Genomic DNA, 23,580 nt, shown 5'->3' on the forward strand with positions numbered 1-23,580 from the left:
AGGAATAGGCCCCCAAGCAGGGTGAGGCGATTCTGAACTCCCCCTAGATATTTGGCTGTTGCAGAGCCAGGCCTTACCCCTGGAATCGCAACGCCTCCTTTTTTTAAATTTGTGGCGATGTCTTGTGGATTAATTGAAAGGGTGGCTAAGAAAAACGAAAAGCCACAGATCAAACCAAAAAATGCCAGGGCATAAAGCCAAGGTGTGCTGCTATTTGGATTTAAATAACCGGCAATTTTAATCAGCAATTCACTTTTAGTGAGATTTGCCACTGTTAAGGGCAAGAAGATTACGGCAGAAGCAAAAATGATCGGCATCACACCACCTGCATTGAGCTTCAAGGGGAGATAGCTCTGGCGCTCCGGCAGCATCGCTCCATTGCCCACTTGGCGTTTTGCACTAACGATCGGAATTCGTCTGCTGCCTTCTTGCACAGAAACGATGCCGAGGATCGTGATCAAAAAAACCAATACCAAAACGAGAATGCCCGCGATGGTGCCTCGATCTCCACTTTGGGCTAGCTCAACGGTGGAGCCAAGGGCCTTAGGCAAGGTGGCAACAATGTTGAGGAAGATCACTAGAGAAGCCCCTTGGCCGATACCCCGTTCGGTGATTACTTCCGATATCCACATCACCACCATTGAACCAGTAACAAGTGCCAGGGCTGTTTGCACTACAAAAACTGTGCTCGATACGGAATCCACCGCATAGGGCCTCAGGATTAAAGCAAAAACGACACTTTGCAAAACTCCCCAACCCAGAGCTACATAACGGGTTATCTGAGCAATTTTGCGTCTACCAGCCTCCCCCTCATTCTTTTGGAGATCTTCAAGGGCTGGTAGAGATGCCGTTAACAACTGCAGAATTATCGAGGCATTAATGAAAGGCAAAATGCCCAAAGCAAAAATGCCGAGGGAGGAAATACCACCACCGGTAAAGATGTCTAAAAATCCAATCAGCTGTCCGCCTTGCTGAATGAATTGTTGAAACGCAACCCGATCGATGCCTGGCATCGGGATATAAATGCCAAGCCTCACCAATACCAAAAGGCCAAGAGTTGTGAGAACACGATTTCTCAGAACTTTGGCTTGGACCAGTTGAGTAATAACTTCGCCAGCGCTTGGGGTGCGACCCCTACTAAGAAGCATGGATTGGTGGGCTCAGAAAAGATGAAATGTTTAATCGATTATTTCGCAGCTGCCCCCTGCAGCTTCAATTTTTTCCCGAGCTGAGGCGGTGAAAGCTGCTGCGCGTACGGTTAATTTCACCGTTAGATCTCCATTACCCAGAACTTTAAGAGGATGTTTTGGGCTGGTAATAACCCCAGCTTCTTCTAAAGATTCACAGGTAACAACAGAACCGGCCTTCATTTGGGCAAGTTTGCCCACATTGAGCACGGTGTAGTAGGTGGGATTCACCAATGTGAAGTGCTTGAGCTTTGGTACGCGACGGTAGAGGGGCATTTGGCCGCCTTCAAAACCTGGCCTGGTAGGGCGACCGGATCTTGACTTTTGCCCGCGCATTCCAAAACCACAACTAGCGCCTTGGCCAGCGGCAATGCCGCGCCCCTTGCGGAGTTTGCGACGACGGGAACCTTTCTGGGGTTTGAGAGTTTGAAGTGTTAGTGACATGGTTATGGGCTCAGGAATAGATCTGCTCTAAAGGAATACCGCGTTCCTTGGCGGTGTCTTGGTGGGTGCGAAGCCCCCGTAAGGCCACCATGGCAGCCCGCGCATTGTTGAGCGGAGTTTTACTGCCCAGGCGTTTTGCCAGCACGTTTTTAACGCCTGCCAACTCGAGCACCGTGCGGATCGATCCGCCAGCGATAACTCCGGTACCAGGAGCTGCCGGACGAATCAACACACTGGCAGCGCCATCGCAGCCTGTACCCATGGTGGGAATGGAGTTGAAGCGAGTGAGGGGTACTTTTACAAGATTTTTCTTGCCATCGGCCACGCCTTTTTTAACAGCGCCAATTACATCTCCGGCTTTACCAACACCAACACCAACTTGACCCTTTTCGTTGCCTACAACGATGATGGCCCTGAAGCTCATTTTTTTACCGCCTTTTACGGTTTTGGAAACACGGCGTATTTGAACAACCCGTTCTTGCCATTCGGAATCGCGTTCTTGATCCCGACGGTTACCGCGTTTTTCGCCCCGGCCGCGACGATCACCACCGCCACCGCCAGCTCCGCCACCGCGGCCGCCACGGCGATCTCCCTGCCCTTCGGCAGCGGCGGGAACATCAGCAGCGCCGGGAATGTCTTGAGCTTGGAACTGGTCGTTGGATGCAGTCATGGTTTCGCAGGATCAGAACTTAAGGCCCGCTTCCCGGGCAGCTTCGGCAAGGGCTTTAACCCGACCGTGGTACAGGTTGCCGCCGCGATCGAAGACCACCTGTTGGATGCCTTTGGCAAGGGCACGCTTGGCGACCAGCTGACCAACAGCGATAGAAGCATCGCAGTTGGAGCCACTGTTCAAACCAGTGCGTAGATCCTTATCGAGGCTGGAGGCAGCCGCCAAGGTGTGCTGGGCGGCGTCATCTATCACTTGAGCATATATGTGCTCGTTAGAGCGATATACGGCAAGCCGTGGACGCTCGGGTGTGCCTTCAAGGTGGCGACGCAAACGCCGATGACGGCGTTGGGTTTGCTGTTTGCGAGAGGAGGGTGACATGGCAGGAATTTAAAAAAGAGAGGAACGGCCTTATTTCTTGCCGGTCTTTCCGGCCTTGCGAAGGATGCGTTCACCCTCGTATTTGATCCCTTTACCTTTGTAAGGCTCCGGTGGCCGAATGGCACGAACTTTGGCGGCTTCATTGCCCACAATCTCTTTGTCCGCCCCGGAAACCATCACCTGAGTGTTGTTTTCCACTACAAATGTGACGCCGTTAGGGGGTTCAATTTCCACCTGGTGGCTGTAGCCGGCGTTAACAACAAGGGTTTTGCCCTTAACAGCGGCGCGATAACCAACACCGATGATTTCGAGTTTGCGGGTAAAGCCCTTAGAAACACCTTCCACCATGTTTGCCACCAGGGTGCGGCAAAGACCATGACGTTCCCTGGAACGACGGGTGGCATCTACGGCTGCCACGGTGAGAATGTTTTCAGCTTGAGTAATAACTACCCCTTCAGGTAGCAGGCGGCTGAGTTCACCTTTAGGGCCTTTCACCTTTACGGCAAGCCCATTGATCTCTACAGACACCTTGTCTGGGAGGGGGATCGGATTTTTGCCTATGCGTGACATGGTTTGTTCTCCGATCAGTACACGTAGCAGAGCACTTCACCGCCCACGCCTTCTTTACGGGCGGTGCGGTCGCTCATTACCCCTTTCGAGGTAGAGATGATTGCAACGCCGAGGCCACCCAAAACTTTGGGTAGTTCGCGGCGGTTTTTGTAGACGCGCAAACCCGGCTTACTCACACGCTGCACTGAGCGAATTGAGGGCTGGCGTTGCTTGCCGCTGTATTTGAGAGAGAGCACGATTTGCGTGCTCACCCCTTCACCTTCCTCGGCGATTTCGGAGATGAAACCCTCCTGCTGCAGCACCTTTGCGATACTGCGGCACATCCGAGAGGAAGGAATGCGGGTGGTTGGGTGACGTTTTTCACACGCATTACGAATGCGAGTGAGCATGTCTGAAATTGGGTCGTGGTTGGCCATAGCGGTTTCCGGAACGAGGGCAATCAGTTGCTGCGGAACGGCATCCCCATCTCGCGAAGCAGGGCGCGGCCCTCTTCGTCGTTACGGGCGCTGGTCACGATGGTGATGTCCATGCCCCGGATGGCGTCGATCTTGTCGAAGGAGATTTCAGGAAAGATGATCTGTTCCCGAACCCCAAGGGTGTAGTTACCCCGTCCATCAAAACTCTTTTCACTTACCCCGCGAAAATCCCTGATACGTGGCAACGCCAAGTTGATTAGGCGTTCTAAAAAGGCATACATCCTGTCGCCCCGAAGGGTAACGGCGATACCAATCGGCATGCCAGCACGAATCTTGAATGTGGCGATGGCTTTCTTGGCTCGGGTAACCATCGGCTTTTGGCCGGTGATGGTAGCGATTTCAGTTAAAGATGCTTCAAGGGCTTTGGCATTTGTAGCCGCTTCACCAAGGCCACGGTTCACAGTGATTTTCACCACTTTTGGAACCTGGTGCATATTGGAAAAGTTGAGATCCTTGAGCAGCTTTGGCTGGATCGCTTCCCGGTAGCGAGTTTTAAGGGACATGGCGGGGGATTTAGTGGCGACTCTGGACTGGGTCAGAGCCAGAAAAAGGTGTTGAAAGAGAGGGAGTGGCTGAAGCTAAGGGGCTTCAATCAAGAAGTTCCCCAGTTTTCTTGAGCCTGCGTTTTTTGTTGCCGTCTTTATCGGTAACGAGTTCAACCCGGCTTGCCACTTGTTTAGAAGTGGAATAAACCATCACATTGGAAGCATGAATTGCTGTTTCTTCAGTGAGGATTCGGCCTGTTTCACCTTCTTGGGTGGGTTTTACGTGCTTAGTTCTCAGGTTTAAACCTTGAACAAGCACACGGTTTTCCCAGGGAAAAGTGCGAAGTACTTCGCCGGTTTTACCCTTATCTTTGCCAGTGATCACCTGAACGGTGTCGCCTTTGCGGATCTTCATCTTGATCCGGGTGGGGGTGGGAGCTGACATGTCAGATCACCTCCGGAGCGAGCGAAACAATCTTTGTGAAATTGCGTTCCCGCAGTTCTCTGGCCACAGGGCCAAAAACACGGGTGCCTTTCGGGTTGTTATCGGCATTGATGATCACAGCGGCGTTGTCGTCGAAGCGAATCGAATTGCCGGTGTCGCGACGCAGGGTGTGCCTAGTGCGAACCACTACGGCTCTCACCACGTCTGATTTTTTGACGCCCATGTTGGGCATGGCATCTTTAACGGCGGCAACAATCACATCACCTACGTGGGCGTAGCGACGGTTTGTACCCAATACACGAATGCACTGGATCCGTTTGGCACCGCTGTTGTCGGCAACGTTTAGGTAGCTTTCTTGCTGAATCATGGGTTTTAGCTCAGCGGGCCCCGAGGATTGTTGTCATGATTTCGGCCACCGCCCAGCGTTTGGTACGACTTAAAGGACGGGTTTCGGTGATGCGAACTTTGTCGCCGATTTGGCAACGATTTTCCTCATCATGGGCCTTGTATCTGGTGGTGCGGCTAACCGTCTTTTTGTAGATGGGATGGGGAAAACGGTTTTCTACCGCCACCACCACCGTTTTATCCATCTTGTCGCTAACGACGGTGCCGACCCTTTCTTTTAATGCCATGGTTTTAGGGGGGTCAGAGGGCGGCAACGGAGCTGGAGCGCTCCTTTTGCACCGTTAGCAGCTGGGCCAGCTTGAGGCGGGCATGGCGGAAACGGTGGGGATTTTCCAGGCGGCTGGTGGCCTGCTGGAAACGCAGATCAAACAGTTCCCGTCGGGTACCGCTGATCTGGTCGCTGATTTCGCTGTCGCTAAGACTGCGCAGGCTGGTGATTTCGGGAAGTGCCATGGTTTAAGACTCCACTGCGATGGTTTGCGCGGTGACCTCAACAACGGCCTCCTCCTCTTCTTTGACGATGAATTTTGTTTTCACCGGCAATTTGTATTGAGCCAGACGCATGGCTTGCTTTGCGAGGGCCTCTGTGATTTCAGGTCCGCCCATCTCAAAGAGAATGCGGCCTGGTTTCACAACGGCAACCCAGAATTCTGGGTTGCCTTTACCAGAACCCATACGGGTTTCGGCTGCCCTCATGGTGACTGGCTTATCGGGGAAAATCCGAATCCAGATTTGCCCGCCCCGTTTGGTTAGACGGCTCATGGCACGGCGACTGGCTTCGATCTGCCGTGCCGTAACCCAGCCACATTCCTGGGCTTGGAGTGCAAATGAACCAAAAGCAATGGTGTTACCTCGGGTAGCAACGCCGCGCATGCGACCTCGCTGTTGTTTGCGGAATTTGACGCGACGTGGACTAAGCATGGTTTAGGCCTCCCTCACTCCTCATTAGAGCGGTCCTCGAAATCTTGGGGTCGCCTGCTTGTGCGGCGACGGGGAGCGGCACCCACAGGGGGTTGCTCCTTTTGCCCTGGCAGAACTTCACCTTTGAAAATCCAAACCTTGATGCCCAACACCCCGTAGGTGGTGCTGGCCACCTTGGTGGCGTAATCAATGTCAGCCCGCAGGGTGTGCAGGGGAACCCGACCCTCACGGGTCCATTCCGTCCGGGCGATTTCAGCGCCGTTTAGACGGCCGCTTACCTGGATTTTTAGGCCAAGTACGCCGGCCCGCTGGGCCCTTTGAACGGCCATGCGGATTACGCGACGAAACGCCACCCGCTTTTCCAATTGCTGAGCGATGTATTCAGCAAGCAGGAATGAATCGGCATCTACCCGCTCTACTTCCACCACGTTGATACGCACCTGGCGGGTGAGATCACCAATGGTTTTTTGGATTCCAGCGCGTAGCTCTTCGATGCCACTGCCCTGCCTACCTACCAGCACACCAGGGCGGGCGGTTTTGAGCTCCACCTCCAGTTGATCGGCTTTACGGGCGATATGCACGCTGCTGATGCCAGCAGAGGCATATTTCTTGTTAACAAACAGACGAATCTGTTCATCTTCCTGAAGCAGGGCGGGGTAGGTGCGGGCGGGTGCGTACCAGCGGGAGCGATGTTCCTGGGTGATCCCCAGGCGCAGGCCGGTCGGGTGGATTTTGTGTCCCATCGGTCTTTAAGCGTCTTGGGGAGTCACACCAATGGAGATGTGACAGGTGGGTTTTTTGATCGCAAAAGCACGCCCTTGGGCGCGGGGCCGGAAGCGCTTCATGCACGGACCCATGTCGGCGCTGGCTACGGAAATAACCAGATTGCCTGGGTCAACGCCGAGGTTGTGTTCGGCATTAGCAACAGCAGACCGCAACACCTTGGTTATGGGCCCGGTGGAGCGATAAGGCATGAACTCGAGCATGATCAGCGCATCGCGATAGCTGCGACCACGGATTTGGTCGAGAACACGTCGAACCTTGGACACGGAACCCCGCACATAGCGAGCGTGGGCAAGGGCCTGATTGGGGGTGAGGATTTTTTTTGCCATCTCAACGTGCTCCTTTCTTATCCTTGATGTGGCCCCGGAAGGAGCGTGTGGGGGCGAATTCCCCCAATTTATGACCCACCATTTGTTCGGTTACATAGACCGGTACGTGGGTTTTGCCGTTGTGAACGGCAATGGTGTGACCGATCATCATCGGCAGGATTGTTGAAGCTCTGGACCAGGTTTTGATCACAGGCTTTTCTCCGGCAATGTTGTTCTTCTCCACTTTGCGGAGAAGACTGTCGGCAACAAATGGTCCTTTTTTTAGTGAACGTCCCATAGAGGTTTAAGCGATCAGCTGGCAGAAGTAAGTCATCAGGAATCCCGTCCGCCACGGCTGCGTTTGGATACGCGGCGACGCTTCCGGAGGACGTACTGGTTGCTGGGCTTGTTGCGCTTCCTGGTTTTGTAACCAAGGGCTGGTTTACCCCAAGGGGTAACAGGGCCAGCGCGACCGATGGGAGCACGACCCTCGCCACCACCGTGGGGGTGGTCGCAGGGGTTCATCACACTGCCACGCACCTCAGGGCGACGACCCAGCCAACGCTTACGACCCGCTTTACCAAGGCTGGTATTACGAATTTCAGCATTGCCTACTTCACCGAGGGTGGCATAGCACTCACGGCGCACGAGCCTCACTTCTGTAGAGGGCAGTTTCAGAGCGACGTAGTCGCCTTCTTTAGCCATCACTTGGGCGCTGGCTCCAGCGGTGCGAACCATTTGGCCACCTCTACCGGCATAGAGCTCCACGTTGTGAACGCTCGAACCAAGTGGAATGGCTGATAGGGGCAGGGCGTTGCCAATTTCAATTGGCGACTCAGGACCGGAGACAACCTCCTGACCTACCACCACCCCAGCGGGATGGAGGATGTAGCGCTTTTCGCCATCCGTGTAATAGAGGAGGGCAAGACGCGCATTGCGATGGGGGTCGTATTGGATGGCAGCCACCCGACCCACAACACCGATTTTGTTACGGCGAAAATCAACGATGCGATAAAGGCGCTTATGGCCGCCACCACGGTGACGGCAGGTGATCACCCCGCGATTATTGCGGCCTTTGCGGCGGTGTTTTGCCACCACCAGGCTGCGTTCCGGCTTGCGCCGCGTTACTTCACTGAAATCGCTCACCACCCGGGTGCGAGTACCGGGGGTGTAAGGGCGATAGCTACGGATTCCCATGGTTAACGCTCCTTACGATTCAGGGAAAAGCTGGATGCTGTTGCCTTCGGCCAATCGCACAACGGCCTTTTTGACCTGGGCGCGACGACCGGAGAAACGGCCTACCCGCCGCGTGCGACGAGGTGGGTTCATGGTGCTAATTCCCACCACCTTTACCGAGAAAAGATGTTCTACGGCGGCTTTGATATCGGGCTTGGCGGCCCGGGGATCAACCTCAAAGGTGTACTGATTCAACTCAAGGGCGCGGGTGGCCTTCTCTGTGATCAGTGGCCGGCGGATCACATCCGCCAAGCGATCTGCAAAACGTTCAGCCATTGCCATAAACCTCTTGGATCTTCACAAGGGCGTCTTCGCTAACCACAAGCTTTTGGGCATTGAGGAGATCAAAAACGTTGAGTTGATCAGCGGCGATAAGTTTCACCGTGGGCAGATTGCGCACAGATAACTTCACGCTGCTGGCCAGCTCGGCCACCACAAGCAACACTCGGGTGCCATTGGGCACACCCCAACGCTCCAAAGCTGCCACTACGTCTTTCGTTCGTGGTTTGGCAAGTTCGTCGATGAAGGCTTTTACCACCACCAAATCTGAGCCTCGGCTCATAAGGGCAGTGCGGAGCGCTAGACGACGCTCCTTGCGATTCATGGATATCTCGTAGGAGCGGGGCTTGGGGCCAAACACCACGCCACCACCTGGCCGCAGGGGAGTACGGATTGAACCCTGGCGAGCTCGTCCGGTTCCTTTCTGCTTGTAGGGCTTGCGGCCACCACCACGCACTTCAGCTCTGGTAAGGGTGCTGGCAGTGCCCTGGCGGGCATTTGCCAGTTGTCTCACTACAGCGCGATGCACAAGGTTGGCAGCGGTAGTTTCCTTGGCAACGGCTAAATCGAGGGAAGCTTTTCCAGCTTCGTTGCCTTGCCAGTCGCGAATAACACAATTAACCATGGTTTCCTCTCTCACGATCCAGCTTTGTACTCAACCCGCTTAGCCGGTTGAATACTTAGCAAGGCACCGGGTTTGCCCGGTACGGAGCCTTTCACCACTAACAGATTGCGCTCAGCGTCAACCTTCAACACCACCAAACCTTTAACGGTGGTTTTGGTACCGCCGTAGCGGCCAGCCATCCGTTTGCCTGGATAAACCCGGCCTGGGGTGGTGCCGGCGCCAATTGAACCCGGTTCCCTGTGGTTTTTTGAACCGTGGGTCATCGGACCGCGGCTAAAGCCGTGGCGCTTTTGAAGCCCTGAGAAACCGCGGCCCATGGTGTCGCCGCTTACATCAACTTTTTGTCCAGGACTAAAAGTTTCAACAGTGAGGCTGCTACCAAGTTCAACCCCATCGATCGAATCGACGCGGTATTCCTTGAGATGACGCAAGGGCTCATCTCCCGATTTGCTCAGGTGACCCTGGGCTGGCCGGTTAACGAGCTTTTCGCGAATGTCGCCAAACCCAACTTGGACAGCGCTATAGCCGTCGTTAGAAGGAGTTTTGACTTGGGTGATGCGGCAAGGTCCAGCCTCGATCACAGTGACCGGGATGGACTTGCCTTCGTTGTCGAAGAATTGGGACATACCCAATTTCTTCCCAAGAATGCCGATAGACATGGGAGGTGAAACACGCCAGCTGTGGTAACCAGGCTTCAAAGGAATCCAATAACGGAATCCGGTGAAGTTGGCTAGGGGATCTGCTTGAAAAATCAAGGCAGGATTGGCTGAGACTGATCGCCGCGAATTAACCTTTAAAAGGAGATTTCCGGTGTAAGTTTCCCGGCAAAATCTGAAAAATTCAGAATTTGCACTGGCCAGAAAGAGCTATCAACTGTGGTAGCCCTTAGCATTTGTAGCTGGAGGCCCGGCTAGCGCTCGGGCACAACATCAATTGCATAGCTTAATAACTTACACCATTGAGGTTGAAATTCAATATTGGTAAAAATCTGAGTTAGTTCTAGGCCCTGCCAGAATGATCTGAATTGCTGGTGCCCCCATGCCCCTGCTGCTCAGCGGCCGCACTTTCCGCAGAGATCTGGAGCGATCCAAGGCATTGGCTTTATATGCCCCCCTTGAAGGCGGCGCCGAAACAAGGTTGTTAAGGCGAATGAGAGCTTGCGGTTATCACACCGAGCTCAGTTCAGTTCGTGGTTTAGGCGATCCGGAGGTTTTCTTATTCGGGCTTCACGGCATTCGGCCCCCCCATCTGGGTCATCAAAGGGTGGGTAGGGAAGCTGCCGTGGGGGATGTCCAAATGGTGATGCCTCAACTGGGCCCAGCTTTGTCTGGACCCAAGCCCATTTTGCTTTGGCTTTTGGAGGGTCAGGTTTTATCAGCTGCAGAGCGCAATAGCTTGCAGGCTTTATGCCAAAGGGAATCGCGTTTGCATCTAGTGCTGGAAATGGGCGGTTCCCGGAATTTGCGCTGGCAGCCCCTCCAAGAGCTTGAGTTGAGTTAGCTCTTGGTGCGAGTTAAGCCTTGGCTTGCTCCAGAAGCAGCTCTTGCCCACGGCAGCTGGGTTAAGTGGATAGGTGGCGCAAGTAACCATGATCTGCAGGGCCTTGAAGATCAAGCCGCCTTGGCAACTTTGGCGGGGGCCCATTGCCTCGATGTAGCAGCAGATTTAGGGGTGATATCAGCGGTTAAACGGGGCATTGCGTGGGCTTTAGAGCAGGGGGTGCCGCGCCGGCCTTGGTTGATGTTGAGCCTTAGCGATGGCGTAGACCCCCATTTTCGTAAAGCGGTTTTTGATCCGCAGTTGTGCCCGAGCAGCTGTCCGCGCCCCTGCGTTCCGGTATGTCCGGCTTTGGCCATCGATCCCAGCATCGGTGTGATCGCAAATCGTTGTTACGGCTGTGGTCGCTGTTTGGAGATTTGTCCCCTGAATTTGATTCAGGAGCAGGCGGTGAAGCTGGAGGGGCATCAGCTTTTGCAGTTGCTTAAGCAGGCCCAACCCGATGCCATAGAAGTGCATACAAGCCCAGGCCGCAGCCAGGCTTTTGCTCAGCTATTAGCTGCGATCAGCGCTAGTGATTTATCACTGAGTTTGCTTGCGGTGAGTTGCGGCGAGGGGCGCGAGCCTGGCCAGTTAGCTCTAGCGGCTTATTTATGGCAGCTTCATGGTTTTTTAACGGCATCAAGCTGGCCTTGGCTTTGGCAACTGGATGGTCGCCCTATGAGTGGCGACATTGGCGCGGGCACTGCCCATGCCGCAGTGGCTTTATTTGAACGCCTCGGGCCATTCCTGCCCCCGGGCTTGATACAGCTTGCCGGCGGCACCAACGCTGATAGCCGCCGCCGCCTTCTCAAAATTCAGATATCGCCCACGCCTGCCACGGGCGGTATTGCTGGAATCGCCTATGGGGGCAGTGCTCGCGCGCTGCTGCAACCTTTTTTGATCGAAGCCGAACGAAGGGGCAAACGGCTTCTTCACTGCCCTGATTTGTGGCCAAAGGCCCAACACTCTCTGGAATTACTCTGGGCCTGCTAAACCAGTGCGCATCTGCCAGGAACGGGGATGGTGAGCGCAGAAGTTGGTTCACTGTTATCTGGGGTAACTGTTAAGGAGCATCGCGTTACCGATGATCTCGATCGCCTGCTCTCGGTGCTTCCCACTCCATTGCAGCTTTCTTTGGCCACTACAGCCCAGCGGGAAGGCTTGTTGGAGGTGGTTTTGGATCTTGGCCGAAAACCGGAAGCCCGCTATCCCCATGGCTGCGTGGATTTGGGATCTAAGCCTGTAAGCAGCGAGGATCTGCGCCTAATAATCGATCAATTGGGCTCATTTGGAGGCGACAACCGAGCGGGTATAGAAGGCACTTTGCATCGAATTAGCGCCCTGCGTAACCGTTCGGGGCTGGTGATTGGCCTCACTTGCCGGGTTGGGAGGGCTGTATTTGGAACTGTGGCGATGGTGCGTGATCTGCTTGATTCAGCTCAGTCGCTTTTGTTATTGGGGCCCCCTGGGGTTGGCAAAACCACTGCCTTAAGAGAGATCGCCCGGGTGCTGGCCGATGATTTTGGAAAAAGAGTGGTGGTAATAGACACAAGCAATGAGATTGCGGGTGATGGTGATGTGCCCCATCCCGCGATTGGTCGTGCCCGGCGCATGCAGGTGGCAAAACCTCAATGGCAACACCGGGTAATGATCGAAGCAGTGGAAAACCACATGCCCGAGGTAATTGTGATCGACGAGATCGGCACAGAGGAGGAGGCCCTTGCCGCCCGCAGCATTGCCGAAAGGGGGGTGCAGCTTGTTGCAACAGCCCATGGCAACGCTTTAGAAAATCTTTTGCGAAACCCCACCCTTTCCGACCTGGTGGGGGGAGTGCAGGCGGTTACTCTCGGCGACGATGAAGCCCGCCGCCGCGGCAGCCGTAAGGCGGTTTTAGAGCGTTCAGCCGCTCCTACTTTCCCGATTGCTGTGGAGATGCACAGCCGCAGCCGTTGGCTGGTGCATACAGATGTTGCAGGCACTGTTGATCGCTTATTAAGAGGCGATGGAGCGCGGCCCGAAATTCGAACCGTGGATCGGGCGGGCTGCCTAAAAGTTGAACAACCCCTGCCTTCGCTGCTGCGCCCTCCAACGCCACTGCCGCCAACACCGCTGATTAAGCAAGTAATTAAACCTGCACAAAAGCCATCAGTTGGCTCTAGCGCGCCATTGATGATTTTCTGCTGCGGCATTGCTGCACGGCTGGTAACCCAGGCGGCCCGCAGCCGCCATTGGCCTGTGCAATTGGCCGAAGATCTCGCCCAGGCCGATGCGGTTTTGGCGGGCAAACATCAGCTGGGTTTACACCCAGAAGTGCGCCGAGAAGCCCGTGATGGCGGGGTGCCGATCCACGTGATCAAAGCAAATAGTTTGCCCCAAGTTCAGCGTGCCCTAGAGCGTTTGCTGCGGCATCACAACGCAAGGCTCACATCTGAATAATCGGGATTTTGTGCGAGGGGTTTGACGCTGGGTAGCCTTTTGTGGCTATATAAGAGCTCGTTAGGCAGCTCTAGCCCTAACAACGCCCCAGTGGGTCGTCGCCAAGCGGTAAGGCAGCGGTTTTTGGTACCGCCATTCCTAGGTTCGAATCCTAGCGACCCAGTTTTTTGAAGCTATTTTTGCTGTGCTGATCACCGATTTTGATGGTGTGGTTATTGATGGCATGGCCGAATATTGGTGGGCCGCCCGCAGTTGCGCCCAGCGCCTATTGCCCTCATTAGCCTCTTTGCCGGAGGCCCTGCCGCCCCTATTTGCAGCCTTGCGGCCAAGGGTGCTGGCTGGCTGGGAGATGCCTGTGCTTGCAGCTTTGGTGGGGGGAGAGGCTCTACCAGAGGCCAGTTTTCATGAAAATTACGGCACAGCGCTGCAGGGCAGCCTTGCCCTTTTGGGTTGGAAGCAAGCCGAGCTCACCCACTTACTTGATCAAGTGCGGCAAGAGGCGATCGTGAGCGACCGCCAGCGTTGGCTAGCGAGGCATCAGGTTTTTCCCTGGATGCAGGAGTGTCTTTGGCGATTTCAGCAGGAGGGGGTGCCCTGGCAAGTGCTCACCACTAAAAGTGCCCAGTTCACGGAGGAACTACTAAGGGCCCACGGCTTGGAACCCGTAGCGGTTCATGGCCGCGAAGCAGGTTCAAAACCCGCGGTGTTAGCTGGTTTGTTATCAGAGCGGGCCGAAGGCAGGGCCAATTCAATTCCTTGGCGTTTTTTGGAGGATCGCAGGCTCACCCTTGAAGAGGTGCTGCGTACCCCGGGATTAGAAGATCTGAGCTGCCTTTTGGCGTCTTGGGGCTACCTCCTGCCAAAAGACACCGAAAATTTGCCAAAGCGGATCTCTTTGCTTAACCGCGAAACCCTGGCCTTACCCCTAGACGACTGGCCCTGATTTGTTACAATACATTTGAACTAACCATTTCCACCTTCGCCGGTCGATACACCGGGCGGCTTGGGTGGCACTTCTTTCTAGGTGGTTGCACGATGCCTGGATAATCCAGAAATTTGTGTTTTCACTCGATCTAGTTACTTTTTCTTTGCTGTTTATTAGCCCATGACTGCTGATTCCAAATCCCAGGCCGGTTCAAACCAATCTGGATCCCTCCAGGCCGCTTCACCTTCCGCTAGCGAGCGGGAAAAGGCCCTAGCGCTGGTGTTGAACCAAATTGAGCGCAACTTTGGCAAGGGCTCCATCATGCGGTTGGGAGATGCCTCCCGCATGCGGGTGGAAACAATTTCTACCGGCGCTCTCACCCTTGATCTCGCCCTTGGTGGCGGATATCCGAAGGGTCGGGTTGTGGAGGTTTACGGGCCTGAAAGCTCAGGTAAAACCACCCTCACGCTCCATGCCATTGCCGAGGTGCAGAAACGGGGTGGGGTTGCAGCTTTTGTTGACGCGGAACACGCCCTTGATCCCCTGTACGCGGCCTCATTGGGCGTAGATGTAGAAAATCTGCTGGTTTCTCAGCCAGACACTGGTGAGATGGCCCTCGAGATCGTTGATCAGCTGGTGCGTTCTGCTGCGGTAGACATCGTGGTGGTGGATTCCGTGGCGGCGCTTACCCCAAGGGCTGAGATAGAGGGAGAAATGGGTGATCTAGCGGTAGGTAGCCAAGCCCGCTTGATGAGCCAGGCGATGCGAAAAATCACCGGCAATATCGGTAAATCCGGTTGCACGGTGATCTTTCTCAACCAGTTGCGTCAAAAAATTGGGATCGCTTACGGCAACCCGGAAACAACTACCGGCGGCAATGCTCTCAAGTTCTATGCCTCGGTGCGACTCGATATCCGTCGGATCCAAACCCTTAAAAGGGGCACAGAGGAATATGGCATTCGCGCCAAGGTAAAAGTGGCAAAAAACAAGGTGGCGCCACCTTTCCGTATCGCTGAATTCGACATTATTTTCGGCCGCGGCATCAGCATCCTTGGTTGTTTGCTCGACCTAGCTGAAGAAACGGGAATAGTGGTGCGTAAGGGCGCCTGGTACAGCTACAACGGAGACAATGTTGGTCAAGGACGAGACAACACAATTACTTGGCTTGAACAAAACCCTGAAGCTAAAGAAATTATTGAAGCAAAAACCCGCCAAAAGCTCACTGAAGGGGCTGATGTAACGGCAAATTCAATGAAGCCTCTAGCTGTAGCAGCGGCGAAACGAAAGGAGGGCGCAGAGCGAGCTTCAACAGAAGAATCCAGCAGCGCTAGTTCATTAGCTGATGCGAGCTGAGCCAACGGTCTGAAATTTTTGGCTCTGGATGCCGCGGAGATGTTTGCTGAGGCGATCTAATTCTTGGATTGCTTCAGCACCCTCCAATTTCACCAGCTCAACGCCATGGCGCAGCTCCATCCAGTTGATGCCGCAATCAGAAACTAGGAAACGCACTGCGTGGCCATCACCTAGATCGGCAACAAAAGAAGCTCCATGGCTGCCATCTTCACCGCAGGTGTAACAACTAGCTGAAACACCTTCCTTTTTCATGCTCTCGGCTAGAGCCTTCAGGCTTATCACTAGATCTTGAACAAGATCCTTGTACTGAGCAGCTAATCGTAAAAACACAACAAAATAATCAACTAAAATTATTTTAGGGATTTCTTCGGTTTTTGCGAGTGTAAATACCTAGAGAAACGGCAATGTCAGAGGAACGGCACATTGATCATCCGTCTGATAAGTGCCATAAGCCTGCGGCTGGGCCAATAAAACGCACAGTTACCCAGAGCACGGCCATGGCGCCAATGCCAATCCAGGCTCCTTTGCTGGTGAGGCTCACAAATTGGCGAGCTTGATTTTGGGTTAGAGGGATCCAGGCAACGATGCGAGGAGAGTCGTCTTTTGGAGCTGCCTTCTTACTAACTCTTGGCGGCAGTCCCTGGCTGGAGCGACGGCGTGCTTCGCCCATGCTGATTAAGCGAATAATCCTCAGTTTGGCGCATGGGGCGTCTAGGCAGGGAGCAGTCTTTCCAGGGGCTCCCAAGGTTCAAGGGCATCCAGCACCCTTTGCCCCCACCCCCGACCTCTCAACCGGCCATCCAATACCGCCAGCCGGGAAGTTTTGCCAGTGCGCAGCGGGGCTACACCCCGTTGCACCCGTTCAATCGCTTCAGGCAGCAGCAATTCCCTAAACCAGTCGCGACCGCCTTGCCTCAAGCCATTTACCCGTGCAGCGGTGAGTGGATCCTCCAGGCTGGCAATCGGCAGCAAGCCCACAATTAATTGGCCTGGTTGCGGCAATTGTTCGTGGTGTTCCAACCACCAATCCCAGCCGCAGCACACCACCCCGTTGCTATCTGGTGCAGTTTGTTCGTGGTCTACCCGTTGACCAAATTCCGCAGCAAGGGCACTAGTAAGCCATTGCCGTAATTGGTCGTCGTTTACCAACACCACCGATAGCTCCAGCTGACCCAGCACCAAACGACGACACTGCGCTAACAATTGCTCAGAAAAAAAAGGGCTATTTGGCATCGCCTGCAGCCGTGGCGCATATAAAGGCAACGCCTCATGGCGTTCTGGGGTGTGTAGAGGCACCACCACTGGTTTACGTAATCCCAGATCTTGCAACCTTTGCCCCTGGGGCATCAGGGCACCTATCAAAATTGCCCCCCGTTGCAGCATTAAGCCATTCAGGCTTGCTAACGGTTTTAAGGGTTGGCGTTCCAGGCTCCATTGCAACAGCTTCGGTTCTGTTATCGCCCAGCTAGTCCAATCGGGCCCCACGCTTTGCTGCCAGCTTTGCCAAGGTTCTGGCAGTCCTTCAATCCCCTGCACTAACAGCCTTAGGGGCGCTTCCTGTTCAGCGGCGATCGCTAAGTTGGGACGGCGGCCTAACGGACGATTTAAGAGTTGCCGGCTCAATCTTTCATGCAAATGCAACAAGGAATGAGCAAGTTGTGGTTTCGCCCTGGCTAGTTGATCCCAATGCTGCGGCAGCAACCTAATTGCCTGCGCCTGGCGCAGCTGCTCCTCTAATTCCTCTGCTTCAGCAAAGATCAATTGATGATCGCCTAGTTCTCCACGCCGCCAGATTTCTACTAGTTCAGCTGCACTTACCAGCCAAAGCCCTGGGTTGTTTGGGGGGCTTTCGCCTTGCCAAAGGGGGCGCTGCAAGCCAACCGCCGCTAACGAAGCCAGTTCGCGTTTTATTAATCGACGCTGCAGCGACTCGCTGGCCACTATTAATACTGGATAATCTGCCATCAACACCGGCAGCAGCAGCCCCAGCAGCCAAGGTCTATCAGCAGTTGCGCTTACTGGGAAGAGGCTGTGGTCGCCCCGTCGCAGACTGCGGGCAACTAAGCGCGTGAGGGTTAGGTGATGCGGCCAATTGGATCCACCACTCTCCCTAAGCAGTTGCTTCAAGCGATGGTGAGCCTGGGCTTCCAGCATTCAGAAAAACTGAGCAAGCTGATCGTAGATAGCTGCTCCAACGAACCCGTTTTATAAATGGCAACAAACCAAGCCGAAATGGTGCAGCAACTGCAAACCCTGCTGAACGGTGCCCCGATCGGTGTAGTGGGTTTGGGCTTGATGGGAGGTTCTTTAGCGCTTGATCTGCGTCGCCTCGGGTTTGTGGTGCACGGGTGGGTGCATCGCCAAGCCACTGCCCAACGAGCCCTAGAGCGGGATCTAGTGGATGCCGTGGATCTTTCCGGGGTGTTGATGAAACCTTGCGCGCTTGTGGTGTTAGCTCTGCCCCTTGATCAGCTAATCGCCCCAAGCGAAATGCTGTTAAGCGCTTTACCCGCTGCGGCTGTAGTTACAGATATGGGTTCCGTTAAGGCCCCTGTTGAAGCAGCACTTGGCAGCCGCTTGCCCCGTTTTGTGCCCAGCCATCCGATGGCTGGCACCGCTGCTGCTGGGGTAGAAGCTGGGGTAGAGGGTCTTTTTAAGGGGCGGCCTTGGGTTATTACGGCAGCAAAGGGGCGGGATCCTGCTGCTTTGGCTTTGGTGGAAACCTTGGCCTTAGCTCTAGGGGCTATCCCAGTGCACTGCGATGCCAGCACACACGATCAGGCCGTGGCGTTTATCTCTCATCTGCCCGTATTGGTGGGGGCGGCTCTGTTGCAATGTGCGGCGCTTGGTGATCCTCTGGCGCAACAATTAGCTTCCACCGGCTTTGCAGACACCACAAGGGTGGGGGGCGGAAACCCACAGCTGGGGCGCTTGATGGCCCAAACCAACCGCTCCGCTCTGCTAAAAGCTCTTGATTGCTATAAAAATGAACTCCAATCATTAACTGAGCTGGTTGAAAATCAACAGTGGGAGCAGTTAGAGCAAAAGCTCAGCCAATGCCAAGAATTACGAGGGCAGTTTGTGTAAACAGGTTTCAGGCTCAGCTGGATGCAATTAATTGTTTAACCGCCATCTCAGCGGAAAGGCTTACTCCAGCAGTGCCTTCCCCCGGGTAGATGCCATCTCCGCAAAGCCAAAGCCCTTGCAAAGGTGTGCGGCTAGCCAAGCCAAAGGGGCCAAAGCGATTAGGCCTTTGCCCTAATCCCCCCACATAGCCATAGGGACGCCCCGTCCAGTGGGCAAACCCCCTTGGCGTTGATAGTTCACGATGGAGCCAATCTTTTTGTTTGATTCCCAATACTTTTTCAAGAGCTGCTTCTATGCCATTTTGGCTCGCTGTTTTTTTTGCTTCATAGGCATCAGGAGCTAATTCAAACCAGGCTTTTGCTGGGCTAAAAACGCTGGCGATCACTGTTGCCTGGCCCTCGGGAGCGCGCCCATCCCCTTCGCAACTTATAGATACAAAAATAGAACCAGGATCTTGCCAGTTGAGTTGTATGTGGCTTGGGCAATCGCTTGGTAAACAAGCGCGATCTACAGCGCCGTAAAGCACTAAAGCCCCTGATGGCTCTGCAAATTCCCCTAGCCGTTTGGCATAAGTAGGGGGCAATTGCTCCCCAAGCAGTTTTGGTAAAACTTGGGGTGGAAGGCTGCACACCAGCTGAGGGCTAGAGCATTCGAATTGCTTTCCCCCAGGGCCTTCTCCACTAATTAGCCAGCTGCCGTTTTGATATCTAAATCGCTCAACGCGATGTCTTAGCCGCAGTTCTGCTTTGTGTTTAGCAAGGGCCCCTTCTAGGGCGTCACTAAGGGCTTGCATAGAACCCTGGAGATGCCACAAACCCAGAGGTTCTTGCGCCATGTTGAGCACGGTGGCGCCGTAGAGGGCAGCAGTGCGTTCTGCCGGCTCTTGCGAATAAAGGCGCAATTGGAGATCAAGGAATTGCCACAGCCTTTGTTGTTTTGCGTTGTAAGCGCAACCGCATAGTCGTAATAAATCTGCAACGCTGTTACCGATGAAAAGGCCGCTAGCCAAGTTGCCAGGGCCTAGGGCTTTTAGTAATTGCCCCAGATCCCAGCTATTGCGAGGCGGCAATATCGGTTGACGAGAAGCAAAAGCCCAATTGCTGCGGTGGATAGCGGCACAAAGCTGCCAAAAAGCTTCACTGCCTGGGAATTGCCGTTTTCTTTCTTCGCGCCAACGTTCAGCACTGCGCCAAAGCTTGATGGGTTCATGGCCATCATTGAGATCAACAACACAGCCAGGATCCAGTGGGGTGGCTTGAGGCAGCTCAATTGCTAGCTCAGAAAAAATTCGTTGATGGCTGCCTCCGAGTTCAAGGCCTGCCACCTGGGTAGCCCCCACATCAAAGGTGTAAGAACCGCGCTTAAAAGTACCGGCGCAGCCACCGCTTTGATGGTGGGCTTCCAGAAGCAGAACTTTTTTGCCAGCTTTAGCCGCAAGAGCAGCAGCGGTGAGGCCGGCGATACCAGCCCCCACCACCACCACATCCCATGGCGATGAATTCAACCCAGATATTCCTGACGCAGTTTTGTGATTCGTTGCACCAGCTCTTCCCGCTTGGTGCTTGTGCGAAGGTTGCCCCAACTCCAATTACCAACTACCACTAAACCAAGTAGTTCTAATAAACCTGGAACCACTGGCAGCAGATTGATTGTGTCGAGTACCCCTTTTATTAATACCTGGGCCACTATTACTGCAACCAGGATCCCAACGGATTTGCCGATACGGCCCATCTGGGTCCAATTCACACCATCAAGAGCATTGTTCACTTTTCCTAGAACTTCGCTGTAGCGCTCTTTGAAATCAGCAGCAGCCCCGCTGATATCGCCAAGTGGATTTGTGTTTTCAGCGTTGCTGCTGTCCACCGGTTGAGCGTCGATGTTTACTTCGCTTGGTTCCGTCATGGACTTTGGATTAGTTACTGCGATCAAGGTATCGAGAACTTCGTAGTTTCACCAGGCTTATTTCAAAACCGATGGGCATTGGCTGATCGTTTGAAGCTTGGGGCGGCCAAGTATTTGGGAGAATAAAAAAAGCTCAGGTGCTGCGTGCACCAATTAATGCAGCCATGCTCCCCTTAAACACCAGCGATATCAGTTTGTGTCCTGATGAAATTGCCAGGTTTTCCAGGCATCTGATTTTGCCCGAAGTGGGCATGGAAGGGCAAAAGAGGTTGAAGGCGGCAGCTGTGCTGTGTGTTGGAACGGGCGGGTTGGGCTCGCCGCTGCTGCTCTACCTGGCGGCGGCTGGTGTGGGTCGTTTGGGAATTGTCGATTTTGACGTGGTGGATTACAGCAACCTGCAACGGCAGGTGATCCACGGCACTAGTTGGGTTGGCAAACCAAAAATTGAATCTGCAAAACATCGCATTCATGAGATTAATCCCCATTGCCAAGTAGATCTTTACGAAACAGCATTAACAAGTGAAAATGCTCTAGAGATAATGGCTCCTTACGATATTATTTGCGATGGCACTGATAATTTCCCTACTCGTTATTTAGTAAATGATGCATGTGTTTTATTGGGAAAGCCTAATGTTTACGGCTCGATATTCCGTTTTGAAGGGCAGGCAACAGTATTCAATTTAGACCCTGAAAGCCCTAACTATCGCGACCTATTCCCAGAGCCACCGCCACCAGGATTGGTGCCCTCTTGCGCTGAAGGAGGAGTGGTGGGTGTATTGCCAGGAGTTATTGGAATTATCCAGGCCACTGAAACTATAAAAATAATAACTGGAATCGGCACAACATTAAGCGGCAGGTTATTGTTATTTGATGCGCTTGCAATGAAATTTAGAGAGCTTAAGCTGCGCCCTTCCAAAGAGCGCCCGGTAATTGATAAGTTAATAGATTATCAAGAATTTTGCGGTGTGGGAGGCAGTGCTCCTGGCCAGGAGGAGGCGGGGTCTGTTGCAAGTATAAGTGTTGGTGATTTGAAAGCACTATTAGATAGTGATGCAAAGGACTTGATATTGCTCGATGTGCGTAATCCACCAGAAGCTGCAATCGCTGTTATCTCTGGGGCAATTTTGGTGCCGTTGGATTCAATTGAAGATGGCAGTGCCATCGAGCGTGTGAAAGAGCTGAGCATGGGTAAACGTCTTTATGTGCATTGCAAATTGGGGGGGCGGAGTGCCAAGGCCTTGATTGCATTGCGGCGCCATGGCATCGAAGGTATCAATATTGAAGGTGGTATAGAAGCCTGGAGTAAAGAGATCGATCAAAGCGTTCAGCGTTATTAAGCTTTAACCCTGATTGGTTTTTGTTATTTATGGCTGCCTTAACGCTGCCGCTGCGCCTTTGGCCTTATTTCGGTAGATATCGCGCTCAGGCCGTGTTAGCAATTTTGGCGGTATTGCCGGATCCCCTCTTAATGGTGGGCATTCCGGTTTTATTGCAGTTGGTTATCGATCGCGCCATCACCCCTGGGGAACCGGCCCGCGCTATTCCTCTTTTGGTATTGCCCTGCATTTGGTTGCTGATAGCGGTGGCATGTAATGGCTTGCAAGTAAAACTATTCGCAGCAATTGGCGGTGAACTTTGCAATGATTTTCGTGAGCGTTTGTTCACGCACCTGCTTCAGGAGAAACAGCCAGCTGGGGTTGGATATGAAGTGGAACAACAAGCTTTATTAGCCCAGCAGATACCCACCATTGAGAATGTGGTGGTGGTTCAGTTGCCGCTTTTTATTTGGACACTGGCTCAGCTCGTGCTCAGTGTGTTGTTGCTGTTTCATATCAATTGGCGTTTGGCATTAGTTGCGGTGGTTCTCACGCCGTTGTTGTTTTTAAGCCAGGTTGCTTTCACCCCAGCCTTAGCTCGTAGTGAGGAGGGCCGGGTTGCAAAGGCTGCAATTTTGTTGGCATTTGCCATGGAGCGCTTGCGCAGCCGCGAGTTAGTGGATCTGTTTGGTCTTGGCAGCGCTACGCGGGCAGATTTTGCTACGCGCAACCACGATTTAAAACGCAAGGGGCTTCAGGTGGGCACTGTGAATGGGTTGCAAAATGCAGCCCTCACCGCATCTGCTCTACTCACCTTGGTGAGTGTGTTCGCATTAGGAACCTGGTTGGTGCTGCAAAAACAATTAAGTGTGGGGCAATTGGTGGCAGCGCTTGGCATCGCAACAGCTTTAGTTAGCGGCATGTGGCAATTGGGCCCCTTATTACTGCCGCTGCAGGCGGCCAGCACCGCCTTGGATCTATTGGAGCGAAAATTACCGCAACAGCGTTCTGTCAAAACAAAGGCTGCAAGTTTGCCGGCACCGCCTCCGCTCAAGCAGGGCCTTGAGCTGAAACAGGTGAGCTACCGCTATGGAGAAGGCGGCGGCCTTGAAGATCTTTGTTTGCAAATTCCAGCAGGCAGCTCATTGGCGTTGGTGGGCCCCAGTGGCGGCGGTAAAAGCACAGTTTTAAAGCTGCTGTTGCGTCAGCTGGAACCCCAAGGGGGAGAACTGCTGGCTGATGGCTTGCCGTTAGCCAGCTTCAATCGCGACCAATGGTTAAACCAGGTGGCATTAGTGCCGCAGGAGCCAGTGTTATTTGATTTGAGCATTGCTGAAAATATTCGCCTTGGCCGTCTTGATGCCAGTAGCGCTGAGGTGAGAGCAGCTGCTGAGGCGGCTGAATTAGGCAGCTTTTTGGAAGGGTTACCTCAGGGTTTAAAAACTCCGGTGGGGTTTGGAGGCGGCTGTTTATCCGGTGGCCAACGCCAACGCATTGCTATTGCTCGAGCAATCCTGCGGGATCCCCGTTTATTGCTCTTAGATGAAGCCACTAGTGCTTTGGATCCAGCCACTGAAGCTGCAATAAATGGAACGCTTGCCCGTTTGGGAGAAGGGCGAACGGTGATTGCCGTTTTGCATCGCCTGCGAGCGGCGGCTTCCATGGACCAGGTGGCTGTTATTGCGGCAGGAAAAGTAGTGGAACAGGGTCACCACAACGCATTGCTTGCAGCGGGGGGGCTTTATGCCTCCTATTGGCATCGCCAAATGAGTGGATTTGATTTGCGAGCTGGGCAACGGGTGCGAATTAC

General features: G+C 53.8%; 32 protein-coding genes and 1 tRNA gene. 9 read left to right on the forward strand and 24 right to left on the reverse strand.

Going from position 1 to position 23,580, the window contains the following annotated elements:
- From secY to rplC, 19 genes are all read right to left on the reverse strand, one after another.
- A partial coding sequence (gene secY / locus KB557_RS02170) for a preprotein translocase subunit SecY (protein ID WP_255131159.1) occupies nt 1-1,148 on the reverse strand: 1,148 nt, incomplete at its 3' end.
- Nucleotides 1,149-1,178: 30 nt separating this feature from the next.
- Nucleotides 1,179-1,631, reverse strand: a complete 453-nt coding sequence (gene rplO / locus KB557_RS02175; RefSeq protein ID WP_255131160.1) for a 50S ribosomal protein L15 — start codon at nt 1,629-1,631, stop codon at nt 1,179-1,181.
- Nucleotides 1,632-1,641: 10 nt separating this feature from the next.
- Nucleotides 1,642-2,301 carry a 30S ribosomal protein S5 gene (rpsE, locus tag KB557_RS02180; protein ID WP_255131161.1) on the reverse strand — a complete coding sequence of 220 codons (660 nt, stop codon included), beginning with the start codon at nt 2,299-2,301 and terminating at the stop codon, nt 1,642-1,644.
- Between the two features lie 12 nt (nt 2,302-2,313).
- A complete protein-coding gene (rplR, locus tag KB557_RS02185) occupies nt 2,314-2,679 on the reverse strand; it encodes a 50S ribosomal protein L18 (protein ID WP_255131162.1) in 366 nt (121 codons plus the stop codon).
- Between the two features lie 30 nt (nt 2,680-2,709).
- The gene (gene rplF / locus KB557_RS02190) at nt 2,710-3,249 is read right to left on the reverse strand and encodes a 50S ribosomal protein L6 (RefSeq protein ID WP_255131163.1); all 540 of its coding nucleotides are present in this window, start codon (nt 3,247-3,249) and stop codon (nt 2,710-2,712) included.
- A gap of 14 nt (nt 3,250-3,263) precedes the next feature.
- Nucleotides 3,264-3,665, reverse strand: coding sequence for a 30S ribosomal protein S8 (gene rpsH, locus KB557_RS02195; protein ID WP_255131164.1), 402 nt, complete (start codon nt 3,663-3,665; stop codon nt 3,264-3,266).
- Between the two features lie 23 nt (nt 3,666-3,688).
- On the reverse strand, nt 3,689-4,228 hold the full coding sequence (gene rplE, locus KB557_RS02200) for a 50S ribosomal protein L5 (protein WP_255131165.1): 540 nt from the start codon (nt 4,226-4,228) through the stop codon (nt 3,689-3,691).
- Between the two features lie 85 nt (nt 4,229-4,313).
- Complete coding sequence (rplX, locus tag KB557_RS02205; RefSeq protein ID WP_255131190.1) at nt 4,314-4,625, reverse strand: 50S ribosomal protein L24; 312 nt, start codon at nt 4,623-4,625, stop codon at nt 4,314-4,316.
- Nucleotides 4,626-4,656: 31 nt separating this feature from the next.
- Nucleotides 4,657-5,022 (reverse strand): 50S ribosomal protein L14, encoded by a 366-nt coding sequence (rplN, locus tag KB557_RS02210; protein WP_255131166.1) that lies wholly within the window; start codon nt 5,020-5,022, stop codon nt 4,657-4,659.
- A 10-nt stretch (nt 5,023-5,032) separates the two neighbouring features.
- Nucleotides 5,033-5,287, reverse strand: coding sequence for a 30S ribosomal protein S17 (gene rpsQ, locus KB557_RS02215; RefSeq protein WP_255131168.1), 255 nt, complete (start codon nt 5,285-5,287; stop codon nt 5,033-5,035).
- 13 nt (nt 5,288-5,300) lie between these two features.
- A complete protein-coding gene (gene rpmC, locus KB557_RS02220) occupies nt 5,301-5,513 on the reverse strand; it encodes a 50S ribosomal protein L29 (protein WP_255131169.1) in 213 nt (70 codons plus the stop codon).
- Between the two features lie 3 nt (nt 5,514-5,516).
- Nucleotides 5,517-5,981, reverse strand: a complete 465-nt coding sequence (rplP, locus tag KB557_RS02225; RefSeq protein WP_255131170.1) for a 50S ribosomal protein L16 — start codon at nt 5,979-5,981, stop codon at nt 5,517-5,519.
- Nucleotides 5,982-5,995: 14 nt separating this feature from the next.
- Nucleotides 5,996-6,724, reverse strand: coding sequence for a 30S ribosomal protein S3 (rpsC, locus tag KB557_RS02230; protein WP_255131171.1), 729 nt, complete (start codon nt 6,722-6,724; stop codon nt 5,996-5,998).
- Nucleotides 6,725-6,730: 6 nt separating this feature from the next.
- Complete coding sequence (rplV, locus tag KB557_RS02235; protein ID WP_255131172.1) at nt 6,731-7,093, reverse strand: 50S ribosomal protein L22; 363 nt, start codon at nt 7,091-7,093, stop codon at nt 6,731-6,733.
- 1 nt (nt 7,094) lies between these two features.
- Nucleotides 7,095-7,370, reverse strand: coding sequence for a 30S ribosomal protein S19 (gene rpsS, locus KB557_RS02240; RefSeq protein ID WP_255131173.1), 276 nt, complete (start codon nt 7,368-7,370; stop codon nt 7,095-7,097).
- A gap of 35 nt (nt 7,371-7,405) precedes the next feature.
- Nucleotides 7,406-8,269, reverse strand: coding sequence for a 50S ribosomal protein L2 (gene rplB / locus KB557_RS02245; RefSeq protein ID WP_255131174.1), 864 nt, complete (start codon nt 8,267-8,269; stop codon nt 7,406-7,408).
- Nucleotides 8,270-8,281: 12 nt separating this feature from the next.
- Nucleotides 8,282-8,584: a 50S ribosomal protein L23 gene (locus KB557_RS02250; protein ID WP_255131175.1), complete on the reverse strand. Its 303-nt coding sequence runs from the start codon at nt 8,582-8,584 to the stop codon at nt 8,282-8,284.
- A complete protein-coding gene (rplD, locus tag KB557_RS02255; RefSeq protein ID WP_255131176.1) occupies nt 8,577-9,212 on the reverse strand; it encodes a 50S ribosomal protein L4 in 636 nt (211 codons plus the stop codon). The genes KB557_RS02250 and rplD overlap by 8 nt, the downstream gene beginning before the upstream one ends.
- Nucleotides 9,213-9,223: 11 nt before the next feature.
- A complete protein-coding gene (gene rplC, locus KB557_RS02260) occupies nt 9,224-9,871 on the reverse strand; it encodes a 50S ribosomal protein L3 (RefSeq protein WP_255131191.1) in 648 nt (215 codons plus the stop codon).
- Nucleotides 9,872-10,250: 379 nt separating this feature from the next.
- Here rplC and ndhN point away from each other — a divergent pair, with 379 nt between their 5' ends.
- From ndhN to recA, 6 genes are all read left to right on the forward strand, one after another.
- Complete coding sequence (gene ndhN, locus KB557_RS02265) at nt 10,251-10,712, forward strand: NAD(P)H-quinone oxidoreductase subunit N (protein ID WP_255131177.1); 462 nt, start codon at nt 10,251-10,253, stop codon at nt 10,710-10,712.
- Between the two features lie 6 nt (nt 10,713-10,718).
- Nucleotides 10,719-11,744 carry an LdpA C-terminal domain-containing domain gene (locus KB557_RS02270; protein ID WP_255131178.1) on the forward strand — a complete coding sequence of 342 codons (1,026 nt, stop codon included), beginning with the start codon at nt 10,719-10,721 and terminating at the stop codon, nt 11,742-11,744.
- A gap of 27 nt (nt 11,745-11,771) precedes the next feature.
- Nucleotides 11,772-13,187, forward strand: a complete 1,416-nt coding sequence (locus KB557_RS02275; protein WP_255131179.1) for an AAA family ATPase — start codon at nt 11,772-11,774, stop codon at nt 13,185-13,187.
- Nucleotides 13,188-13,278: 91 nt separating this feature from the next.
- Nucleotides 13,279-13,350, forward strand: a tRNA-Gln gene (locus tag KB557_RS02280).
- A gap of 21 nt (nt 13,351-13,371) precedes the next feature.
- The gene (locus KB557_RS02285; protein WP_255131180.1) at nt 13,372-14,130 is read left to right on the forward strand and encodes an HAD family hydrolase; all 759 of its coding nucleotides are present in this window, start codon (nt 13,372-13,374) and stop codon (nt 14,128-14,130) included.
- Nucleotides 14,131-14,292: 162 nt separating this feature from the next.
- A complete protein-coding gene (gene recA, locus KB557_RS02290; RefSeq protein WP_255131181.1) occupies nt 14,293-15,465 on the forward strand; it encodes a recombinase RecA in 1,173 nt (390 codons plus the stop codon).
- Here the strand turns inward: recA and KB557_RS02295 are convergent.
- The 3 genes from KB557_RS02295 to KB557_RS02305 form a co-directional block, all read right to left on the reverse strand.
- Nucleotides 15,448-15,795 (reverse strand): DUF1815 family protein, encoded by a 348-nt coding sequence (locus KB557_RS02295; RefSeq protein WP_255131182.1) that lies wholly within the window; start codon nt 15,793-15,795, stop codon nt 15,448-15,450. The genes recA and KB557_RS02295 overlap by 18 nt on opposite strands.
- 97 nt (nt 15,796-15,892) lie before the next feature.
- Nucleotides 15,893-16,135, reverse strand: coding sequence for a DUF2839 domain-containing protein (locus tag KB557_RS02300; RefSeq protein WP_255131183.1), 243 nt, complete (start codon nt 16,133-16,135; stop codon nt 15,893-15,895).
- A gap of 41 nt (nt 16,136-16,176) precedes the next feature.
- Nucleotides 16,177-17,619 carry a helicase gene (locus tag KB557_RS02305; protein ID WP_255131184.1) on the reverse strand — a complete coding sequence of 481 codons (1,443 nt, stop codon included), beginning with the start codon at nt 17,617-17,619 and terminating at the stop codon, nt 16,177-16,179.
- Between the two features lie 57 nt (nt 17,620-17,676).
- On the opposite strand from KB557_RS02305, the gene KB557_RS02310 reads away from it, so the two are divergent.
- Nucleotides 17,677-18,552 (forward strand): prephenate/arogenate dehydrogenase, encoded by an 876-nt coding sequence (locus KB557_RS02310; RefSeq protein ID WP_255131185.1) that lies wholly within the window; start codon nt 17,677-17,679, stop codon nt 18,550-18,552.
- A gap of 13 nt (nt 18,553-18,565) precedes the next feature.
- On the opposite strand, the gene crtD is transcribed toward KB557_RS02310, so the two are convergent.
- Complete coding sequence (crtD, locus tag KB557_RS02315; RefSeq protein ID WP_255131186.1) at nt 18,566-20,056, reverse strand: C-3',4' desaturase CrtD; 1,491 nt, start codon at nt 20,054-20,056, stop codon at nt 18,566-18,568.
- Entirely contained in the window at nt 20,053-20,454 is a 402-nt protein-coding gene (locus KB557_RS02320) for a CAAD domain-containing protein (RefSeq protein ID WP_255131187.1), read from the reverse strand. The genes crtD and KB557_RS02320 overlap by 4 nt, the downstream gene beginning before the upstream one ends.
- A gap of 164 nt (nt 20,455-20,618) precedes the next feature.
- On the opposite strand from KB557_RS02320, the gene moeB reads away from it, so the two are divergent.
- Both moeB and KB557_RS02330 read left to right on the forward strand, forming a co-directional pair.
- Nucleotides 20,619-21,791 (forward strand): molybdopterin-synthase adenylyltransferase MoeB, encoded by a 1,173-nt coding sequence (gene moeB, locus KB557_RS02325; protein WP_255131188.1) that lies wholly within the window; start codon nt 20,619-20,621, stop codon nt 21,789-21,791.
- 29 nt (nt 21,792-21,820) lie between these two features.
- The coding region (locus KB557_RS02330; protein ID WP_255131189.1) for an ABC transporter ATP-binding protein at nt 21,821-23,580 on the forward strand (1,760 nt) is incomplete at its 3' end.

It is taken from the genome of Synechococcus sp. Cruz CV12-2-Slac-r (genome assembly GCF_024346075.1).
Taxonomy (GTDB): domain Bacteria; phylum Cyanobacteriota; class Cyanobacteriia; order PCC-6307; family Cyanobiaceae; genus Synechococcus_D.

What these genes read in the sequence shown, in the direction of transcription:
- rplO (WP_255131160.1), bottom strand. Translation starts at nt 1,631, where the DNA reads ATGTCACTAACACTTCAAACTCTCAAACCCCAGAAAGGTTCCCGTCGT.
- rpsE (WP_255131161.1), bottom strand. Translation starts at nt 2,301, where the DNA reads ATGACTGCATCCAACGACCAGTTCCAAGCTCAAGACATTCCCGGCGCT.
- rplR (WP_255131162.1), bottom strand. Translation starts at nt 2,679, where the DNA reads ATGTCACCCTCCTCTCGCAAACAGCAAACCCAACGCCGTCATCGGCGT.
- rplF (WP_255131163.1), bottom strand. Translation starts at nt 3,249, where the DNA reads ATGTCACGCATAGGCAAAAATCCGATCCCCCTCCCAGACAAGGTGTCT.
- rpsH (WP_255131164.1), bottom strand. Translation starts at nt 3,665, where the DNA reads ATGGCCAACCACGACCCAATTTCAGACATGCTCACTCGCATTCGTAAT.
- rplE (WP_255131165.1), bottom strand. Translation starts at nt 4,228, where the DNA reads ATGTCCCTTAAAACTCGCTACCGGGAAGCGATCCAGCCAAAGCTGCTC.
- rplX (WP_255131190.1), bottom strand. Translation starts at nt 4,625, where the DNA reads ATGAAGATCCGCAAAGGCGACACCGTTCAGGTGATCACTGGCAAAGAT.
- rplN (WP_255131166.1), bottom strand. Translation starts at nt 5,022, where the DNA reads ATGATTCAGCAAGAAAGCTACCTAAACGTTGCCGACAACAGCGGTGCC.
- rpsQ (WP_255131168.1), bottom strand. Translation starts at nt 5,287, where the DNA reads ATGGCATTAAAAGAAAGGGTCGGCACCGTCGTTAGCGACAAGATGGAT.
- rpmC (WP_255131169.1), bottom strand. Translation starts at nt 5,513, where the DNA reads ATGGCACTTCCCGAAATCACCAGCCTGCGCAGTCTTAGCGACAGCGAA.
- rplP (WP_255131170.1), bottom strand. Translation starts at nt 5,981, where the DNA reads ATGCTTAGTCCACGTCGCGTCAAATTCCGCAAACAACAGCGAGGTCGC.
- rpsC (WP_255131171.1), bottom strand. Translation starts at nt 6,724, where the DNA reads ATGGGACACAAAATCCACCCGACCGGCCTGCGCCTGGGGATCACCCAG.
- rplV (WP_255131172.1), bottom strand. Translation starts at nt 7,093, where the DNA reads ATGGCAAAAAAAATCCTCACCCCCAATCAGGCCCTTGCCCACGCTCGC.
- rpsS (WP_255131173.1), bottom strand. Translation starts at nt 7,370, where the DNA reads ATGGGACGTTCACTAAAAAAAGGACCATTTGTTGCCGACAGTCTTCTC.
- rplB (WP_255131174.1), bottom strand. Translation starts at nt 8,269, where the DNA reads ATGGGAATCCGTAGCTATCGCCCTTACACCCCCGGTACTCGCACCCGG.
- KB557_RS02250 (WP_255131175.1), bottom strand. Translation starts at nt 8,584, where the DNA reads ATGGCTGAACGTTTTGCAGATCGCTTGGCGGATGTGATCCGCCGGCCA.
- rplD (WP_255131176.1), bottom strand. Translation starts at nt 9,212, where the DNA reads ATGGTTAATTGTGTTATTCGCGACTGGCAAGGCAACGAAGCTGGAAAA.
- rplC (WP_255131191.1), bottom strand. Translation starts at nt 9,871, where the DNA reads ATGTCTATCGGCATTCTTGGGAAGAAATTGGGTATGTCCCAATTCTTC.
- ndhN (WP_255131177.1), top strand. Translation starts at nt 10,251, where the DNA reads ATGCCCCTGCTGCTCAGCGGCCGCACTTTCCGCAGAGATCTGGAGCGA.
- KB557_RS02275 (WP_255131179.1), top strand. Translation starts at nt 11,772, where the DNA reads ATGGTGAGCGCAGAAGTTGGTTCACTGTTATCTGGGGTAACTGTTAAG.
- recA (WP_255131181.1), top strand. Translation starts at nt 14,293, where the DNA reads ATGACTGCTGATTCCAAATCCCAGGCCGGTTCAAACCAATCTGGATCC.
- KB557_RS02300 (WP_255131183.1), bottom strand. Translation starts at nt 16,135, where the DNA reads ATGGGCGAAGCACGCCGTCGCTCCAGCCAGGGACTGCCGCCAAGAGTT.
- KB557_RS02305 (WP_255131184.1), bottom strand. Translation starts at nt 17,619, where the DNA reads ATGCTGGAAGCCCAGGCTCACCATCGCTTGAAGCAACTGCTTAGGGAG.
- KB557_RS02310 (WP_255131185.1), top strand. Translation starts at nt 17,677, where the DNA reads ATGGCAACAAACCAAGCCGAAATGGTGCAGCAACTGCAAACCCTGCTG.
- KB557_RS02320 (WP_255131187.1), bottom strand. Translation starts at nt 20,454, where the DNA reads ATGACGGAACCAAGCGAAGTAAACATCGACGCTCAACCGGTGGACAGC.
- moeB (WP_255131188.1), top strand. Translation starts at nt 20,619, where the DNA reads ATGCTCCCCTTAAACACCAGCGATATCAGTTTGTGTCCTGATGAAATT.